This window comes from Deltaproteobacteria bacterium (assembly GCA_017302835.1).
Lineage (GTDB): Bacteria > Bdellovibrionota > Bdellovibrionia > Bdellovibrionales > Bdellovibrionaceae > UBA2316.
Genome location: JAFLCC010000002.1, coordinates 280,991 through 300,628 on the forward strand (window position 1 = coordinate 280,991; position 19,638 = coordinate 300,628).

16 protein-coding genes are annotated in these 19,638 nt (G+C 39.6%); 8 read left to right on the forward strand and 8 right to left on the reverse strand.

Annotated elements, in window-relative coordinates; translation table 11 throughout:
- Positions 1-77: 77 nt before the first annotated feature.
- From J0M15_03360 to J0M15_03385, 6 genes are all read right to left on the reverse strand, one after another.
- On the reverse strand, positions 78-893 hold the full coding sequence (locus J0M15_03360; GenBank protein MBN8536069.1) for a hypothetical protein: 816 nt from the start codon (positions 891-893) through the stop codon (positions 78-80).
- Positions 894-1,244: 351 nt separating this feature from the next.
- A complete protein-coding gene (locus tag J0M15_03365; GenBank protein ID MBN8536070.1) occupies positions 1,245-2,078 on the reverse strand; it encodes a flagellin FliC in 834 nt (277 codons plus the stop codon).
- A gap of 445 nt (positions 2,079-2,523) precedes the next feature.
- Complete coding sequence (locus tag J0M15_03370; protein ID MBN8536071.1) at positions 2,524-3,156, reverse strand: hypothetical protein; 633 nt, start codon at positions 3,154-3,156, stop codon at positions 2,524-2,526.
- Positions 3,149-3,676 (reverse strand): hypothetical protein, encoded by a 528-nt coding sequence (locus tag J0M15_03375; protein ID MBN8536072.1) that lies wholly within the window; start codon positions 3,674-3,676, stop codon positions 3,149-3,151. Before J0M15_03375 ends, J0M15_03370 begins: the two co-directional genes overlap by 8 nt.
- A gap of 239 nt (positions 3,677-3,915) precedes the next feature.
- A complete protein-coding gene (locus tag J0M15_03380) occupies positions 3,916-4,158 on the reverse strand; it encodes a hypothetical protein (protein MBN8536073.1) in 243 nt (80 codons plus the stop codon).
- 35 nt (positions 4,159-4,193) lie between these two features.
- Positions 4,194-5,114: a hypothetical protein gene (locus J0M15_03385; GenBank protein MBN8536074.1), complete on the reverse strand. Its 921-nt coding sequence runs from the start codon at positions 5,112-5,114 to the stop codon at positions 4,194-4,196.
- A 105-nt stretch (positions 5,115-5,219) separates the two neighbouring features.
- Here J0M15_03385 and J0M15_03390 point away from each other — a divergent pair, with 105 nt between their 5' ends.
- Positions 5,220-5,942 (forward strand): DUF4097 family beta strand repeat protein, encoded by a 723-nt coding sequence (locus J0M15_03390; GenBank protein MBN8536075.1) that lies wholly within the window; start codon positions 5,220-5,222, stop codon positions 5,940-5,942.
- 110 nt (positions 5,943-6,052) lie between these two features.
- The gene (locus J0M15_03395) at positions 6,053-7,183 is read left to right on the forward strand and encodes a histidine kinase (protein ID MBN8536076.1); all 1,131 of its coding nucleotides are present in this window, start codon (positions 6,053-6,055) and stop codon (positions 7,181-7,183) included.
- Positions 7,184-7,273: 90 nt separating this feature from the next.
- Here the strand turns inward: J0M15_03395 and J0M15_03400 are convergent, their stop codons facing one another.
- Together J0M15_03400 and J0M15_03405 are read right to left on the reverse strand one after the other, a co-directional pair.
- Positions 7,274-7,804, reverse strand: coding sequence for a hypothetical protein (locus J0M15_03400; GenBank protein MBN8536077.1), 531 nt, complete (start codon positions 7,802-7,804; stop codon positions 7,274-7,276).
- A 282-nt stretch (positions 7,805-8,086) separates the two neighbouring features.
- Positions 8,087-10,306: a hypothetical protein gene (locus J0M15_03405; GenBank protein MBN8536078.1), complete on the reverse strand. Its 2,220-nt coding sequence runs from the start codon at positions 10,304-10,306 to the stop codon at positions 8,087-8,089.
- A 340-nt stretch (positions 10,307-10,646) separates the two neighbouring features.
- Between J0M15_03405 and J0M15_03410 the strand changes: the two genes are divergently transcribed.
- From J0M15_03410 to J0M15_03435, 6 genes are all read left to right on the forward strand, one after another.
- Positions 10,647-13,604: a DUF1566 domain-containing protein gene (locus J0M15_03410; GenBank protein MBN8536079.1), complete on the forward strand. Its 2,958-nt coding sequence runs from the start codon at positions 10,647-10,649 to the stop codon at positions 13,602-13,604.
- A 644-nt stretch (positions 13,605-14,248) separates the two neighbouring features.
- Positions 14,249-14,605, forward strand: coding sequence for a cupin domain-containing protein (locus J0M15_03415; protein ID MBN8536080.1), 357 nt, complete (start codon positions 14,249-14,251; stop codon positions 14,603-14,605).
- A 61-nt stretch (positions 14,606-14,666) separates the two neighbouring features.
- On the forward strand, positions 14,667-14,903 hold the full coding sequence (locus J0M15_03420) for a hypothetical protein (GenBank protein MBN8536081.1): 237 nt from the start codon (positions 14,667-14,669) through the stop codon (positions 14,901-14,903).
- 99 nt (positions 14,904-15,002) lie between these two features.
- On the forward strand, positions 15,003-15,719 hold the full coding sequence (locus tag J0M15_03425) for a hypothetical protein (protein ID MBN8536082.1): 717 nt from the start codon (positions 15,003-15,005) through the stop codon (positions 15,717-15,719).
- Between the two features lie 101 nt (positions 15,720-15,820).
- Entirely contained in the window at positions 15,821-18,391 is a 2,571-nt protein-coding gene (gene clpB, locus J0M15_03430; GenBank protein ID MBN8536083.1) for an ATP-dependent chaperone ClpB, read from the forward strand.
- Positions 18,392-18,491: 100 nt separating this feature from the next.
- Complete coding sequence (locus J0M15_03435; protein ID MBN8536084.1) at positions 18,492-19,613, forward strand: hypothetical protein; 1,122 nt, start codon at positions 18,492-18,494, stop codon at positions 19,611-19,613.
- Positions 19,614-19,638 lie beyond the last annotated feature (25 nt).

The following is a 19,638-nucleotide window of genomic DNA, read 5'->3' on the forward strand; positions in this document are numbered from 1 at the left end:
AAACTCCTTAAAGTATATTCATAATAGGGTTTACGAGATTATGCTATACGAGGAAAATTTTAAGGGCAAGAAATTACTTAGTAAAGATAGTACTCTTCGAGGAGTTTACTTAGCTGTGGATCCAATCGATAAGACATAAAGAATCCACCATTCGTTACATTCTTTTTCCCTAGAAAAGTTAAGTAGCCCATGATTTTAGTATTTTCTTTATTTTTTATACTAAACACCAGCTCATTGATCTGTATGGAACCAAAGTTGATAACGGGATCAAATTTAGTCTCGGCATAAAAGCCAATCGCTTCGGCGCTTAGGTAAAGATAGAGCTTTTCTTCTTTGTCAGGAGTTAGTAAAAAACCTTTTGATGGCGGTTCTCCAGAGGGAAAGAAGGGTATTCTGTTACCATTTGGAAGTTTCGCAGGAACTTCACTGACATTTTGCAGCACATATTTGACGGGGATAATGAGTTTGATAAGCGGATTGTCTGCAGAATTGTCCGAGATAATTCTCATTCCAGGGTAGTTTTTAATCTCCATTTCAAAGTTTACTAAGTTAGAAAAATTTGACATCGGAATTCCTATCGAGAATTCGCCTCTTTCTTTATTAAAGTCCAATGCGGGAGTTGTTATGTTTTTAGCAGGTCCATTAGCTATAAACCCGCTAAGGTTTGTTTTTTTTAAGATTTCTAAAATTTCTTTTTTTCGGTCAGCAGAAGTTTTTTTGTCAGGAACGGCTATGGTTCCATTGTCAGTATTATGATTTGCTTCCTGACTGTCTTCATTAGTGGAAGATGCCGTTTTAGAGTTAAAACTTTCAGGTGAGCAATTGGTTAAACAACATAAAGTGAGAGTGAGAAGCGCTATTTTTTTATGTGAAAAAGTTGAATTTAATTTCATAATTTCCCCCTTGGGTCTAAGTCTAATGAGCTCATTTGCTGGACTCACAGCTAGTCATCGGCCCTAAGGATTAAGACTTTAGGCTTTTTATATAAAATGTACCTTAGTCTAGGGAAGTGTTTTTAGAGCCTGTCCCTAAAAGGTCATCTACTTCGTTGGACCGTCAAAAAATTCGTTCCAACTTACATAAAGTAAGTCTCCACGAATTTTTTGACGGAATCACGCCTTGTATCTGACCTTTTGGGGACAGGCTCTTTTAGTTTAATCAGTTTGATCAGATTATTCAGTTTAAAAACAAAAAAAGGGGTTAACATTTAAGTTAACCCCTAACGATGTGATAATAGCGGGACTTTAGCCAATTAGTTTAAGAGCTAATTGATTAGTTTGATTTGCTTGAGAAAGAGTTGCTGTACCTGCTTGTAAGAGAATGTTATTTCTAACCATCTCTGATGAAGCTTGAGCAACATCGGTATCTCTGATTCGACTATTAGCAGCACTCATGTTTTCATGAGCAACTCCTAAATTGTCAACAGTCGATGTCAATCTATTCTGTAAGGCTCCCAAATTGGCTCTGTAGCCATTTACAAGTTCCTGGGCAGAATCTAAAGACATCAATGCACTTTGAGCTCCTTCTTTGGACGTATAGTCTAATCCACTTAATCCCAAGGCATCTAAAGTAGCTACATTTTCTGATGCATTAAATGAGATTCTGTCTTCTTCAGCATTGTTAAAAATACCAACTTGAAAATCGAAAGTTGGTGTGGATCCATCAAGAAGTTTAGTTTTACCCCAAGTAGTCACTGAAGCAATCCTTTGGACTTCCGATTTCAACTGATCTACCTCTTTATTTAGAAATCCTCTCTCTACTGAGCCAACAGTGTCAGACGCTGACTGGATGCCTAGTTCTCTTAATCTAACAATGACGTTACCAATTTCGTTTAAACCACCTTCAGCAGTTTGAACCATTGAAATACCATCATTCGCATTTCTTTGTGCTTGCGATGTAGATCTGATACTCGCCTTTAATCCTTCGCTGATAGCCAAACCAGCAGCATCGTCTGCAGCTATGTTGATTCGACTACCAGAGGCTAGTTGCCCCATGGATTTTCCTATTGATCGTTGGCTACCCACTAAATTTCTTTGTGCATTGATAGCCGCCAAGTTCGTTGTTACTCTCATACCCATAAATTAATCCTCCGTTAAATTAAATTCTTTCATATACCTCCTTGTTGTTAATTTTCTCCTCAATCTTTTGAGGCCGCATTCCTTGCGAATTAATAAATATTTTGGCCTATTACTATTTTTGAAAATTATTTGAACATTCTATTGTTCTTTAGTATCTTCCTTGAAGGCCTCCTTTCTTTAAGGTTGAAAAGTGTGACTTCACTTTTCGGTTCTTCCTGAATCCCAGTTATTGCTTCACATCTTAAATCGTTGCTTACAAATAACAGTTCGGGAGCAGTGACATATTCTTGACAGGACATAAGGTAAGAAAAAGCAATCAGAAATCAAATTCGGTCTTTAGAACGAGGAAAAAAAATCCACGTAGAGGAAAAATATATATAGGCGAGTTCTCCAACGAGCTCGTGTTAAGTAAATAATTTGAGGTGGAGGATATGTGTAGATGAGTTTATGTAACAGCGAGAGTATATTCTTTGAGAATTCGATGGGCTGGTTCATAGGAGCAGCCCAAAATTTTCGCTATCTGATAAGGAGTTTTAATTCCTACATCAATCGCAGTTATAATATCAGCTCTCCACGAAGCGCCAAAAATAAGACGATTACGATACTGTGGATTTTTTCTAACCAGTCGTTCAGGTGTTTGTGAGTCTGAAGCACGTATCCTGATAGTTCCGTTTGGTATTAAAAATCCATTTTTTTTAAAATTAGGTTCTTCTCCTTTTAAAATCATCGAACTTAATGCCAGTTCAGTATTGACTAAAGCCAGAGGACCTTTTTGTTTTTTTATCAGTCTCTTCCATTGATGAAAGCCCATATTAAATGCACAAATCGCTACAGCAACAAGCCATGGGGAATTTTTCTTTTTTTGAAGCTTCATCAATTTTTCAATAATGACGTAGTCTCCATGAACAGATACCCAACTGCATAGCAATGAAAATAGGCTACTATCATGAGGAATTTCTAAAGTGGCATCATGCAAAGTATTTTCAATATCGACCCATTGTGGATCTTTTATTTTTTGAACGCCAGCTAGCTGAACACCAATGTAAATCAGCTTTTGGTCAAGAGATAGATTACTCATAACCCAAAGCCTTTCCTAAGATCGCGAAGGCAGTCTCCACATGGCTAGGCCACTTTGGGTTGGAATCTCGTTCTTTGACCCAATTGATGGCAGTTTTCAGTTCATCAACTGTAGGTTTTAAATTTCGAAGATCCTCAAAGTCCGGCGTTGTTCGGTCACAATATGCAAATAGTTTGGATTTAAGCAGATCGTCTCTCCCTAAAACTTGTAGAAAAAGAGCTCGGCCATGATACAGAGGCTGTACTCGGTTCCTCCAGCCTTTAGGAAGATCTGTTTTTAGGGATTGGGGGCCGTTATTCAACCAACTGATATCAAGTGCGAAATCTAGCCTTTTCGTCGCGAACTCCTTAGATGCGATTTTAATTTTTTCTGGAATTTCAGGATCAAGACAATCCACGTCTCTTGTTTTGCGAGAACTGATATCCAGAATATTAAGCGCAGCTCCACCAATAATAACAGCTGCAAAATTGAGATTTTGGCTTTCTAAATATTTATCAAACTCAATAATGACATCTTTCATCAGTCATATTGTACCATACAATATATAAAGAATCAAAAAAAACAGTATTATCAATACTAACCATTTGGTTTTATTTAGTTTTTAATAGTTAGTGACGGTTATTGCTTAACTTTTCAAATCTCTACAGTGAAAAACTTAAAGTAATACTTTATATTAAAGTCAATTTAAATTGAAGGTTCTGGCGACATGAAAATTAAATCTTACTAAAGATCCCAAGATTTGGGAGGAATGATACCAGATCAATCAATTTCATGAAAACGACAAAAGGCTATTTTTCCGCTTAGCTCGTAGTCATGTATTTGCTGTGCCTTGAGATGGTGTGAAATAATATATCCTATAGTGCAAGCTTCGTCAGAAAGTTCATCTTTTCTTTTAAAGTGGGAACAATCTTCACAAGACCATCGGTGATCGAATTTTAAATAATCGCTAGGATTGACATGATCTTTTTTTATGGAGGGGGTTAATCGTTTGGGTGTTTTCATTAAGTAAACCTACTTCTTTATATTAATTTAACGGCTCAAAATGGTTTGGTTGGAGTTACTTTGGGCACGAAAAGAACTCCATTAGCCTGCTCAGCGAAAATAGTACTATTAATATTTACTCCATTGAACTGAAAGTCATGTGGTGTTTTTAATTCCAATGGAAGCCCTCCAAGCATTGGCACTAAAACTGGCTTATCTGGACTGGCTTTTAGAAATTTTGCGTTAAGAGATTCATTGTTTAAATCGATGGAGCATTCCATTTGTGGACATTCGGGGCCGGGACCTCGTGAGCCGCCACCATATAGCATCCAAATTCCGAAAACTTGCAGGGGTGGCTGAGTCGCCGTCCGCGTGCTATTCAACTGACGAATTTTTCGCCAAAAAGCCTTATTGCCCTCGATCCATTGAAGCTTGCCTTTTTTTATCTCATCGCTCTGAGCGGTCCCAAGCAAACCTTTTGGGAGGTCTCTTTGTGTGATGACTTCTGACAAGTTTCCGAATAGTGCTACGGATTTGAGAATTTCTTCATTACCCGTCATTAAGTATTTATTGATACGACGGGCATCACTTCGGCCCATTTCTATAGCTTGGGTGTGATAACCTTTTGAGACATATCTTTTAATGAGCTGATATTGATATTGAAGTTTTTCTGTTATGTAATGATCGGGCTCGCCTAAAAACAAAAGTCTCTTCGTTACTATCATTTTATCAATTGAATTAAGGGCTGTTGAAGTTGAAAGGTCCTCAAGATGATCAAAGTAAATTCCATTTTTTTGAATCCAAGGATTAAATTCAGGAGAAATGGCAAAGCTAGTGTTCGTATTCGAAATTGAAATGATAAATACGGATACTGCAAATGCCTTCCATCCCATAATCCAATAACAGTATATTTCCACGGTTTCGATATCCACAACTTTCTTTCGTACTTGAAAATATTTTAATGTTGCGTAGAACATATTACAAATAAAGACGCTTAAGTGATTGATATTTTTTTAATCGTCGTTTATGAGGAGTACGAAATAAGATTAATCTTTTTCAAAATAGTCAAAAGAGGTAGATAAATGAATAAAGTTGTTTTGATTCTAATTTTTTTAATTGGGTGTTCTGCTTTTGCTACTTCCGAGTCCAAAGAGTTTGAAGTAAAGGACTTAACTGGCGTTTCAGTTGAGAATACTTCTGGAAAAGTTTTTATTACCGAAACAGATGGTTCAAAGGCCTATGTTGTTGCTACTAAAAATAAATTTGGTGATAAATGTAAAATGACGGTGGAGCGGTCTGCAAATAAATTAGTTATAAAACTTGAAAAGACAAGTAGCTTTTTCTCAACTGAAGAGTGCAATGTTGATTTTCAAGTAAAAGTACCTAAGAATGTGGATCTGGACATAGCCTTGGGATCAGGTAATGTTACAGTTAAGGGCATTCATGGTGATTTGGCATTTAAAATCGGCAGCGGTGATATCTTAGCTGATGGAACATTTAGAAAAATTAGCGGCTTTTCAGGAAGTGGAAAAATCTCACTTAGAGGCTTGATTGGTGGTGGAGAGCTTAAAACTGGTAGCGGGGACATGGATCTGACCTATGCTGCAGTTTCTCTAAATGGTGAACTTGATTTAAAAACAGGAAGCGGTCGGACTTCAATTTTGTTTCCCAAAGGAGCAAAGATTAAAACAAATTTTAAAGCTGGTAGTGGCAAACTCAGCAATGAGCTGGGTGATACCCCTGAGGCTTCATTTAAAGTTTCAATGAAAACTGGCTCTGGCGATCTGAATATTAAATCTTATTAAGAATTTAATCTTTCGTTCGTTCAGTAGGCTTAATCGGCAGTTCGGTTCTTTCGCGAGAAGTTACATAAAAAATAAACCAAGGAGCACCTTCTTTCTAAGGGGAAAAAATAATGGAACGACTCAAAAGATTTTTTGTATTTTCAAAGATCTGCAGTTTCAAAGATCGCCTCAATAACTATCTTAGGGTCGTTTTCATTTGGTGTCCCATCGTGACCGTCTTGTTTATTTTTGGTTTCGGAAGCATCGACAATTTGGCCCGTAGATTTTCAATTTCAATGATCATTTCTACAACAGTGGCAACCTCTTGTTTTTTTGGTTCTTGGCTGACTAGCGATCTTTACAATAGCTATCGACGATGGCGTGGCCAAGAAACCAAAAAAGTTAGTTTCCTATGGGGAGTTTTTTTAGCTTATCCTTTTCTTCTTCCTGGTCTCTATTTTGGATTTATCTTCGCAGGAGCGTTTGGCACAGCCATTGGTCACACCTGGGACCCACCTAGCTTTCAAGACTATAGCTCCGGTGTGATTTTTGGAATAATGGTTTCTGGCCTATTCTCACTTTTTGAGGTCGTACGGGAATCAAAGCAGGCAAAGAAAGCTGCCGAACTAAAATTTCGCACCCTCGAAAATGAAAATCTCAAAGCACAGATTTCTGCTTTGACAGCTCAAATGAATCCACATCTTCTTTTTAACTCACTCAACACTATCGCATCGACGATCACGACGGATCCAAAGTCTGCCGAAGAAATGGTTGTCCAGCTATCCGAACTCTATCGCGGGATATTGAAGTCGGCTAAGGATGAGGTGCACTCTCTTGAGAATGAACTCTGGCTCTGCCGATCCTATTTAGATATTGAACAAAAGCGCTTCGGCCCAAGAGTTGACTACAAGATTCTCGTTGCTGAGACCATCGATCCAAAAAAAATGAAAATCCCCGTTTTACTTATACAGCCCCTTGTCGAAAATGCAGTGAAGCATGGTATCTACCCTAAACGCGACGGAGGAGTTGTTTCAATTGATGTAAGAAAAACTGATTCTCATTTTGTAATCAGCGTGATGGATAATGGAATTGGCATTCAATTTGAGAAATCCACAAAGGGGACAGGCTCAGGCCTTTCGAATTGCGAATCCCGAGTAAAGCTGAAGTATGGAGCTGAATCCAAATTTATTTTTTCAAGAAATGATAAAAATGAAACAACAGCGTGCATCCATATTCCATTGAAAGGAGCGGCCTTTGGCTAGAACCTTTATTGTTGATGATGAAATTCCTGCCATTGATCGACTGAGCCAGTAGTTTCTTTTTGAGATTAATTTATTCAAATTTATTGGTTTTTAATTATTGCATTCTGATATATAAATTTTTTCTGGATTCAATTTTTTAGACTCGAGCCAAAATTTGATCTGTGATTTAACGAGATCTGGGTATTCACCACATTTAAAATTTTTAGAGGCTAGGAAAAGTTGTGGTGCTTTATCAAATTTCCCCTCGTAAATAAAATGTATTATTGCCATCACAGAAGTCTTCCCTTTGGAATCTGCAAAATAAAATCCTTTTTCATCACAACTGTGTTGCCTACAAGCGGTCAAAACGATTGAATTTTCATTGGGAGAAATACTCTCATCAGGTGGGCCTCCTAAAACGGTTAATAGGGCATCAGACAAACTACTTTTCTTATGTCTTTTTTCAAAGCCGAAATCTTCCCTAAAGGTAGGCAACTCTGCTTTCAAAAAATTTAACTTCTTTAGTTCTCTAATTACCGAATTAGTACTTTTTCCTTTTGAAGACTTTACCCACTCCCAGCTGATTTGGGCGCTTGATAGACTTTGAAAAAGAATCAAAATAGTTCCAAAATAATATTTCATGATTTAATTGAACCAGGATGTAAAGGCTCGATCAACAAACAAATACTTAAATGGCGGAAAGACTTTCGATTGAAATTTTTTTGAATTTCAAAGCTTCTTTCTTCCATTCTTTAAACTCAGTAAGAAATCTTTTTGTTAATCAACTTAACTTCGACCTCGATAAATTGCTATGAAGCCTTCAAATGAAAAACAAAATAGCTATTGAGAACTGCTGGCAAAGTTATAAATTTTTATTTCAGATTTTCACCATTGCGAAAAATAATTCCTTTTTATAGAGCCCCGCTAATCCACAAGACTATTGTCACTTTCAAAGTCTTCATCTCCTATTTTAGGATTGTTAATGCATGTTCCTCTATGCCAACAACGTTCCGGCCCGCAATCACATCCACCAGTCATAGCGGCCCCGCAAGCAGACGGAAAAACTTGATCGAAACAATTATCAACGCAGGTACTTCCAAACACCACATACCTTCCTCCAACGCGCTCACATTCGTTTTTTCTATCTGGCAAGATCGATGCCCAATCTGCGACAGGCCATCGGCAGTCTTGGCCATCTGAAATTCCTCCGGTGTTTACACAGGTTCTAAAATCCAAGGGTATTCGAACTCTATTTGCAGCAACAATCAAAGGATTCTTTTCGAGATTTAACAAGACTTGCTGAATATATTCAGCATTCATATTTTGATCAACGATAAGAAATATTTTACTATGTTCGCGTTTTGATTTGAAAATCTTCAGCTTATTGTTGGTTAAGACAGAATTGACATCTTTCACCCTTGCATCTGACTTAAAAATGACCCTAAAAAGGGAAATATGTTTCTTTGGGTCGAGATTTTGAGATGCCACAGGGCGCTCACGGAAATTCACAGTTGACTGCTGCCACAAATGAGTTTCAGGACCAGGCAACATGCCGTTGGGATATTTAAAATGGGAAGAATCAACACACTGATGATCCCTGCAATAGAGATTTTCGAGGCGCTCAGGGTGAGTCCAATAAGAAAGTCGATCCTTACTGTATCCGACTTTAGATAAGCGGGAAAAAAGTTGTTCTTCATTTTTCCGATTGAGGAAAAAGGCTCTTTTGCCAAAAAAAATGATGTTTCTTCCGCAGTCTGAGGTCTTTTGGCAAGAATTGTTCTTTGATAACTTCAAAGCCTCTGCCATTAAAAATTCTTCCGATCCAGCCGCAAACTCGAGTTGAATATTTTCATTGGCATCTCTGAGGTGCTCACAGTTCGAAGTCAAGGGCAAACTCATTTCCGTAAAGTCCCTCAAGGGATTTTCTGTATATAGTAAAATTGGAAAAATATCTATTTCATTTTTAAGTTTCGAGTATGTTTGATCTAGATCTCCTTCAAATATTTTTCTGACTTTAAACTCTCTTTTAAAAGCATAGGATCCTTTCAAATACTTCTTCTTGAGTTCAGCAATAAATCTAATGCAATTTCTTTCATTAGCAAGGTTCTGATCCCGAAGAGCTCTTACTTCTGCAATACTATAGTTTCTCGCAGAAACGCGAAAATGAGTCTCATCCTTCCACTTCACTCTTACAAAATGCGCAATGGAAGTTCGGATGACCTCTTTTTCCAAGAAATCGGCCAGAACTAGATTCCCTTTGCTTTCAAAAACCACAGTTCTTCCTGATGGTGATAGACTCAGAAATGAGCTTGGTGGCCCCATTGCTTCAACACACTTATGAATCAACTCATTAAGATGTAACTGGCAGATTTTCGTACGATCCGAACCCACCTTCGTTTGCCAAACAAAAAAGTCTTCTGAACTTGCAAACTTTGTTGTTTTATCCAAATTTTGGATCGACCCTTTAGGCTTTCCATTTTTTTCGAAGAGAAATAGAGTTTTCTTTGAACTCTGATTTAAAGGTTCAACCTGAAAATAATATCGAAGACCAAATAATTGAGCTCTTTCTTTATCATAGGGAATAAAAGGTTTTTTGGAGTTGAAGGGCACGTACGACTCCATACTGGTCTGCGACTGATTAAAAGCACCACTCACTAAAGGTTGTTTTTGAACTTCTCTAAAGACGAGCTTGGCTAAAGCGAGCTTGGGATCTGCTTTGGCTGGTGAAGGTGCAGATTCATTTCTGGGTTGGACCGTTCCCGAACCTTCATTGAGGATTTTGAATTGTTCCATTCCAGAAATTGTTCCCTGGCCTTCAATCGCATATACTTTCCCTGTAACAGGTGAATGAACACCCCTAAATTCCACTCTGCAGGAGGGCATTTTATCGTCAATATCAACTTCAAATAGTCCTTCAATCGATTTTGGAATCCTGTAATCAAGGTCGAATAGATCAGTCGGACATTCATTGGTCGCAATCCAAGTTGCCATCGATTGTCGAAAAATTTCACGCAAAGTCACTTGGACCTGTTTTTCGATAACATCAACTGAAAGAGGTTGAGATGGCACCATCTGGGAAAAAGCGGGATGTATCAAAAAGAACTGAGCACATTGAAAAAAAAGAGCATATAATAATCGATTCATTTCATTTCTCACTCTTTTCCTCACCGCTCCGTCATAGGCGGAGGATCCCTGATCGAAGACTCGAGGGCAATTGCCAAGTTGATTCTATCGAGAGCTTTTGATACTCGCAAGCAGATAAAGTATATACCTCTAACACAAATGTAAAAGTTCTGAATGATCCAAGAAACATAAAGAAAGAAAGTTAAATCGATCTGCCGTTTTAGGTTGAGACACGTAATAAGTTCAACATAAAAATGTAAAAGTTTATCCTGTTGTCATTGTTGGTGATTTCTTAGTCCAAATTGTTGATTTCTCAAATAGATACTTTTGTTTAGTCTGAATCAGTCGAAGAAGACTCTGTATGGACGTAGAACCTGATTACAAACTATTAAAGGTTTCATTTGGTTTGAATTCTTGGTGTTATATTCTAATATCATCCATCTTTGTGATATTTATCGGAATTCAAAAAGCCCATGCAACGGGGGCTGGGATTACCTATCATGGCAGGCTCATAGATCCCAATGGTAATCCCGTTGTGGGAACAAATGTTCAGTTTCGATTGCAGATTAGAACTCCAGGAAATGAAAATTGTTTGATGTATGAGGAAGTCCAAAACAAAGATCTCTCTATGACAAGTGGAGCCTACGCAGTAACAATTAATGATGGCACGGGGTCTAGATTGGACTCTTCGGGATACACTTTGGATCAAATCTTTGCGAATCGAAATTCTTTTACCTTTGCAGGGAGCAGCTGCACCGCGGGAATTACTTATTCTCCTAATACGACGGACAGTCGGAAGATTCAGGTTTTCTTTAATGATGGAACCTTTCCCATAGGCCAGTGGGAACCCGTGGCTCCGATGGCAATTAACTTTGTTCCTATGGCCATTGAAAGCATGCAAGTGGGTGGTTACAAGAAAGAGCAACTTATAAAGATTGCTGATGGGGTATCGACAACAGGAACAGAACTCAATAGTGCTTCATGGACCGAGCTTCTAGCTTTGATTGGTGGAACCACCACTCAGTATGTGAAATCGGGATCGGCTAATTTCACGGCAGCTCCCCAGTGGAATGGAGTTCCTTCGGGAGCCAATGATCTTGTCAACAAAACCTATGTGGACGCACAGGTAGTGGCAGGTTTACCCAATGTGGGAACTCCAGGGACTTATGCGAAAGTAACGACAGATACAAAGGGCAGAGTGACAACAGGAGCCGCCTTAGTGGAAGCAGATATCCCGACACTTTCCACTGCGGGAAAAGTCAGCGGCAGCGCTATCAATGCAGGCACCTTGGCCGGAAGCACCGCCATCAATTCCTCTGGAAATCTTGTGACCACGGGCACAGTTCAAGGAGCCACAGTGAGTGCGACGAATCTGCGAGCCTACAACGGCGCTAATTATGTTCAACTGGCAGCGCCGGCACTAGGTGCTGGAAATTTGAATTTCATACTACCCTCCACAGATGGAGCTTCCGGTACTTTGATGAAAACCAACGGATCTGGTCAACTCAGTTTTGGAACTTTAAGTTCATCAGATATCCCTAGCTTGGATGCTGGAAAAATCACGACAGGAACATTGCCTGTGGCTCGAGGTGGAACCGGACTCACGAGTTATGGGAACAACAGTGTATTGGTTTCGAATGGCACAGGCACTGCGATAAGTTCATTGAATTGCACCATCGGACAAATCATCAAGTTTGATGCCTCTGGCTTTGCAGGGTGTGGTACCGATAGCACGGGGGCTGGGTCTCAGTGGACCACGACTGGATCGGATATTTACTATACAACCGGCAAAATGGGTGTGGGAACGGCCACCCCCGGGGCCACGCTGGATATTACCCAAACTAACGGAGATGTCAGCGCCGGGCCCCTAGGTTATGCACTGAAAGTGATCGGCGGCAGAAATACGAGCGCAGTTTATCCAGCTCGAGGTGGCGATATATCTTTGGCGGCTGGCATGGGAATTTTTGGCGGAAATGTAAATATTGCCGCAGGGTCGAGTTGGACGACCGGACCTTATAGTACCGGAGCATCTCTTAATTTGGATGGAGCCTACAATATTGGTCAAGCAGGCTCCGCAACTCTTTTTGGGGGCACTGGTAAAAATGGAGAGCCTGGGGGCTCTGTTGTCTTGTCGGCTGGGGATGCAACCACTGGCCCTGGCGGGGATGTGCGATTGTCTGGCGGTCCAACCGGCGGTGGGGCATCGGGTGGAAATGTCTATCTCAATGGAGGTCTGGGCAGCTGGGCGTCCACTCGCGCAAACGTTATAGTTGCAGATCTCGGGGGCAAAGTCGGTGTCGGCACAGCGGCCCCTGTTGTTAGAATGGATGTCAGTGGAACAATCAAAGTCGGTGATGGTGGGGAATCATGTAGCTCCTCAACAAAAGGATCTATCCGTTACAACAATGTCACGAGCGTGCTTGAATTCTGTAATGGCACCGGGTGGAATCTCATTCAGGCCGCTGCTTGCAATGACCCAACTCCTGATACGATTTCTTTCACTAATGAGGCCAATGCAACAACATCAACCCTCTATATCTCCGATATTCAGCAAGTGACCGGCATAAACTGCTCGGTGCCTGTCACTATCACTGGTCAGGGATCTCCGCAGTATCAAATTTGCAGTGATGCTTCTTGCACAACAGTGATTCAGGCTTGGACTTCTAGTTCAAGTTCTGTCACCACAGGTCAGTACTTACAGACGAGACTAACTACCGACAACGTAGGGGGCGCTAGCTTTCAGGCCACTCTAATCATTGGATCCGGAGCCACTGTTTGGACCGTCACTACCGCTGGAGGCGATTGTACGGGCTCACCAAGCATCGGGACTGTCTGTGCTGATGGCACCATCTATGCGGGGCTTTCACCGGATGGTAACAACAAAATGTTCACAACCCGTTGCGATGCTGGTCAAACCTGGGATGGATCAATTTGTATAGGTGCAAGAGCCAGCCTCAGTTGGAATAATGGAACCACAAACAGGCCTGTCACTGGCTATGGTAGTGCCGTCACAGGTAAAACCAATTCTGCGGGCTTATATGGTCTGTCCGATACGGGATCACCCTATGAAGGAGCCGCCTACTGTGAAACACTAAACATCGATGGTAAAACTGACTGGTATCTGCCCGCATTGTCTGAATTAAATATACTGTATTCCAACAAAAATATAATCCGCAACTTTGATACCAGTGGATCTTACTATTGGTCTGCCACAGAATATAGTTCTGACGGAGTCTATGCTGTTCGTTTCTCTGACGGTAACGTCAGTTATCTCGCCCAAAAGAATCTGTTTAGGTTGACCAGGTGTGTGCGACGTTAGTTTTTCAAATTTCCGAACACATGTGACGGTCCCCTTCTTGTTATTTGAGTCTATGCATCAGTCCAAATAAACTCAGAAAGTTCTGGAAACGCTATCCTTAAATTTTCAATTTTAGATGCGTTTACCCTAGGAGGGCGAGAGAGTTCCTTGGAGCCTTGACATGTCCTTAAAGAACACCAATAATTTTCATATTAAAGGGAGGTCATCCTGCGACAGTTTACCTTTGTTCTCCTGGTTTTTTCGTTTCCTTTGTTAGCCCTTTCTGAAACCAACAAAGCGGCATAAATAGACAAACAAATTAAATGAAAATAAGCTAGAGCAGACTGGTCACCAAATTTGTCTTTAAAACTAATAAACACCAAATCCAAATTTTCCAGAAGGAGTTTATTTCGCTCAGATTCATTCTCATATTTTGCACGTCGAGTACATGTAGAACAAAACCGATGAAATAAAAAAGCGCAATTAATTTCAAAAAATTAGACTTTATTTTACTCATAATTCATGTATTTGACCCTGTTAAAAATAAATTGTCATATTTTTTGAATTGCCGACAGAAGTGTGGCACAAACATCTTGGCGGTGGGCAAGTTGGGCGAATCCATCTGTTACCGAGTTTTAAGAAATGCTCATCGAGGGGGTTATTTAATGTCAGCTCCAATTTCTCTGAAGCAGATCAGCGATTCGATCTTAGAAAAGCATAAAAATGTTCTCGTTTCGCAAGTAAATGATAGTTGTCTCCGCCTTGCCGTCATTGAAGGAATTTTCGACTGGCATCATCATCCAAACTCCGATGAGCTTTTCCTCGTCCTAGAGGGTTGTCTTCAAATCGATTTTCAAGATCAGAAATCTGTCGAACTTCTCCCGGGAGACGTTTTTACTGTACCTGCAAAAAAGATTCATCGAACATTTGCAAAAACTAGAACTGTAAACCTTTGTTTTGAACTCACAAAGGGCGAGACCGTTTTCTTTCAAAATGGAGGTGCTCAGCATGGAATCTGTTAGACATCCCAATGAGGCCAGTCAGGATAACAATTTCAATTCAGACTTTGAAAAAACTGAGCTAATTAAACCGACGATTGGAAGAACCTTTAGCGGCGCGCCATGGGAAAAGAAAGTCGGCTACTGTCGAGCCATACGGATGGGTAACACCATTGCCGTTACTGGCACCACGTCTATTACAGATGACGGAAAGGTCTTTGCGGATCATCCACCAGCAACCACGATGGTAGAGATCAAAGCTCTGATTGATCCAAGCATGTTGGTTGAGATCGAGGCTGATGCCGTAGTGTTGCAGCCATGAATTTATCAAACACTTATGTCAAACAGTTTAAAAAAAATGGTATCTATAGTCATTAGAAAAAAGGTGACACCCTTACGAGAATAAAAATAGTCTTAATTTATGGATAAAAAATACCGTAAAAACATTTTAAAATTTATTTCCCTATTGGTTTTAGGTTTTTCAAGTTTGTCCCTTGGCTACTCGGATCCAGACAAATGCCCTAAAAAATTAACCCATTTTGATAATCTTCAGTTTGGAAGAAGTTACCAAGAGGAAATCGCTGAATGCTGGATTTCTATTGATAACATGGATGCCTACAAGACTCTTATCTATCGTAGTTACTTAATTACGACAGAAGGTCTATTGATGGTATTTAATTCCTATGGAAAGGGTCCAAATTCGAGCTTTACAGGTGCCAGAATGTTTTATTTTCTTCCTAGAGAGGTATTTTTAAACGAAATTAGCCAAAAGAAAAATTTGTTAAGTGTAAGACTCAATAGCAGATTAAACTTACAATTTGAAACAAAAAAATTGAACTTGGTTAATCAAGAAAATTTTAAAGTAATAACAGATCCTAAGATTAATAGAAAAAACAATGGTGGTGTTGAAATTAAGAAGTACACAGGGGTGTATCTGGACACAGGGTTTTCTCTTGGTCAAGCTCCAACCACTAATCCAGAAAGGTCTAGTTTTTTTGTGAACCCGCAAGGGCAAAGATGTAGTGTGCTCAATAAGAAAATTTTTGATTACAAAAATGAGGAAATTTATTTGCAAGGAGATTCTGTTTTAAAAGCGACAGTCCAAAGAGTTTGTCCTGAATTTGTTTGGGTGGATTAGTTTTTATTTAGTAGATCAGCTTAAATTTATTTGACAGTCATTATTTTGGACTCAAGTTGAACCATGAGATAGAGGTGTTTATGGCCAGCGAAATCGAAAAAATGACACAAAAAAGTCAAGAGGCGATGCAAGCAGCTGCTTTAAGGGCTGAAAACAAAAAAAACCCGACGGTGGAACCTGAACATTTGTTGGCTGAGTTGTTAGTTCAATCGGAGGGTGTTGTCCCCAGAGTTCTTGAAAAAATGGGGATTAATATTCAATCCGTTGCCTATGATTTTCAAAACAGGATTGATAAATTTCCCCAGGTCACTGGGGCTGAGCAAAAGTCTTACGCCAGTCAAAGACTCCAAAAAGTTTTCCAAAATGCAGAGATTGAGTGCAAAGCCATGGGGGATAGTTTTATCTCAACGGAACACTTTTTTTTGGCAGGGATTAAGTTAAATGATTCGGATCTAAATAGTATATTTAAGCGGCACCAAATCAAAATAGATGGTTTTTTAAAATCATTGAATGAAATCAGGGGGAATCAAAAAGTGATTGATGATCAACCAGAAAACAAAATGGAAGTTTTAAAAAAATACGCTCGGGATTTAACAGCTTTAGCCAGTGAAGGCAAATTAGATCCCGTTGTTGGCAGAGATGAAGAAATTAGAAGAGTGGTGCAGGTGCTTTCGCGAAGAACGAAAAATAACCCTGTTTTGATTGGCGAACCAGGTGTTGGTAAAACAGCCATCGCTGAGGGTTTGGCACTTCGAATAGTTAAAAAAGATATACCTGAAAATTTAATTGGGAAGAAACTCATGAGCTTGGACCTCGGAGCTTTGATTGCTGGAGCTAAGTACCGTGGCGAGTTTGAAGATCGGCTCAAGGCAGTTATCAAAGAAGTGACATCGAGCGAAGGAAAGATCATTCTTTTTATTGATGAGTTGCACACTCTTGTGGGAGCTGGGAAATCGGAAGGAGCTATGGACGCTGGTCAGCTCTTAAAGCCAGCGCTGGCTCGGGGCGAGCTCAGATGTATTGGAGCAACGACCCTTGATGAGTACCGTCAGTACATCGAAAAAGATGCAGCCTTAGAGCGAAGGTTTCAAACAGTGTTGGTTGATGAGCCTTCGGTAGAAGATGCCATTACCATACTGAGAGGCCTGAAAGAAAAATATGAAGTCCATCACGGAGTCAGGATCACGGATGGAGCTATAGTCTCGGCTGTTAAGTTGTCCCATCGTTATATCACTTCTCGATTTTTACCGGACAAAGCCATCGATTTGATTGACGAGGCAGCTAGTAAAATGAGTATCGAAATAAAATCCGTTCCTGAAGAGATTGATGAGATCGAACGTAAGTTAATGCAACTAAAAATCGAGAAAGAAGCTCTTAAAAAAGAAACTGAGGCCGGGGCCAGAGACCGCTTGGCCATTATCGAGAATGAGCTTAAAGAATTAAGCGGAAGTAATCAGAAGTTAAGAGAGCAGTGGGAGTTTGAAAAAGGTGGTATCGAGCAACTAAAAAAACTCAAACAAGACTTTGAAACAACTAAAATTGAAATCGAAAAGGCCCAACGGAGCGGAGATCTGGGTAAGGCTGCCGAGCTTAAATATGGCAAATTGCCTGAGCTAGAAAAGAAAATTCAACTTTTTGAAGAAAAGGCAAGTGCTAAAACTGTCTCCAAAGAGTCAAGAATGTTGAAAGAAGAAGTTGGTCCCGAAGATATTGCTGAAATTGTTGCGAGATGGACGGGTATTCCTGTTGCTAAAATGTTAGAAGCTGAAACTCAAAAATTATTAAAAATGGAATCCAAACTTCAAGAAAGAGTTGTTGGTCAAGATCACGCATTGACCATCGTGGCTGATGCCATTCGTCGGTCGAGGGCAGAGATTTCTGATCCAAATCGACCTATTGGTTCGTTTATCTTTTTAGGACCCACAGGCGTTGGAAAAACAGAAACAGTCAAAGCTTTAGCTGAATTTTTGTTTGATAGTGAACAATCGGTTGTGCGAATTGATATGAGCGAATACATGGAAAAGCATGCAGTATCTCGTTTGGTGGGAGCTCCTCCGGGGTATGTAGGCTATGAAGAGGGTGGCCAGCTTACAGAAGCTGTTCGTCGTAAACCCTATAGTGTCGTTCTTTTTGATGAAATTGAAAAAGCCCATCAAGATGTATTTAATATCTTGTTGCAGGTTTTAGATGATGGAAGGTTAACCGATGGTCAGGGTCGAACAGTTGATTTTAAAAATACCGTCATGATTATGACTTCAAATATCGGTTCGCAATCTATTATTGATCCAAAGATGTCTGAGAGCGAAAAAGAAAAGGAAGTAACTTCGGCTTTAAGGGCTCATTTCAGACCCGAGTTTTTGAATCGAATTGATGAAACCATTATTTTTAATTCATTAAAACAAGAACAAATTGCTGGAATCGTCAAAGTGCAATTGAAGATTGTCGTCGAAAGATTAAAAAACAAAAAAATCGCCCTCGAGTTTTCTGACTCAGCTATGAATTTTATTGCCAAAATGGGGTACGATCCTATCTATGGAGCAAGGCCTCTGAAGCGCGTGATTCAGAGCGAGGTCTTAAATCCTCTTTCTAAAGAAATGATCGCCGGCACCTATAAATCTGGAGATAAGATCAAAGTCGAGTGTAAAGGAAATAAGCTGGTTTTTTCGCATTAGAGATATAGGTATTTCCCCTAGCCTTTAGAAAAGTAAAATCTAGACTATTGTCATTTCAATATCTTCCGAAAGTCTTAATAACAAGACCTTTGGGGGAAGAATGAGAATAATTAAAATAATCACTTTCGTATTGGGCGCCGGCCTTTTGATGGGAAACCAACAATGCCAAGAAATTAAAAATGTGGATCAACCTAAGTCCAGAGTATTGAAAAAAATTGTGGAAGTTGGATTGGTCTCGTCAAGACTTATTGATTTACCAGGAGGAGGGCGATTTGATTTTCAATTTGTTTTAAATCAGCAAATTTATCCTGTTTTGCAAAAAAGTGACAAATTTTGGTTTAGATATGACCCTATTTTTAGGGACAGCATACTTCCGGATAATCAAACAGATAAGCAAAATTTGGATTTAAATAAAATGAATTTATCCAAGCTGGATTATGAATATCTGAAAAATTCATTAACTACAAATCCTCCTAAAGTGGTGTTTTCTGATGATGTTTCTTGTTTTGTGAATTTACCTCAACTTGAAATTTCAGGTTCAGTAAATTCCTTTGAAATGGTGAGCTCCATTGGATTAGGTATCGGGTTTACTCAGCTAGGCCCAGTTTCTTCAGCAGGGATTCCTAAAATTGGATTTAAGATCCAAAACTTTCAGTTAGATATGAACATGAATGCCACTCCTCCTTTAGTAAAAACAAATCTGGCGGCAGTTAATGTAACTTCCAAACAAACGAAAACAGAAGTCAACTTTTTCTTGCCTTTTCAAAACTTATTGTTTGAACCAAGCTTCTTTTTTCAAACGCCTTTGGCAAAGGTATCGTATAATGCTTTAGAAAAAGCCTTAGCCGGTATAAACGATCAATTGGTTAAGTCCGAGGTGGACAATAAATCAAATCTTTGGTCCACGCGGGTGCTATTTGATCATGAAGAAGGAATCACTATTTTAGCTGGAACCAATCATAATATTCAAGTGGGTGATACTTTTGATATTTATAATGAAAAAGCGTATTGGATCAGTGACAATGGAGAGGTACCTGTCCCTTGTAATTCAAGATTGCAAGGAACGATTCCTGGTGAAAAAGTTGCGGTCATCGAAATTGACTATGTCGGAGAAGACCTTTCTCGAGGAAAGGTTATCTATGAAACAGGAATTCCAAGAAAAATGGGAGCCTTGGTTAAGGTGAACAAACTTAAAGCCCCCCCAGTGACGAAGGCACTTTGATTTTTCTTGCTATTGGAAAAAAAGA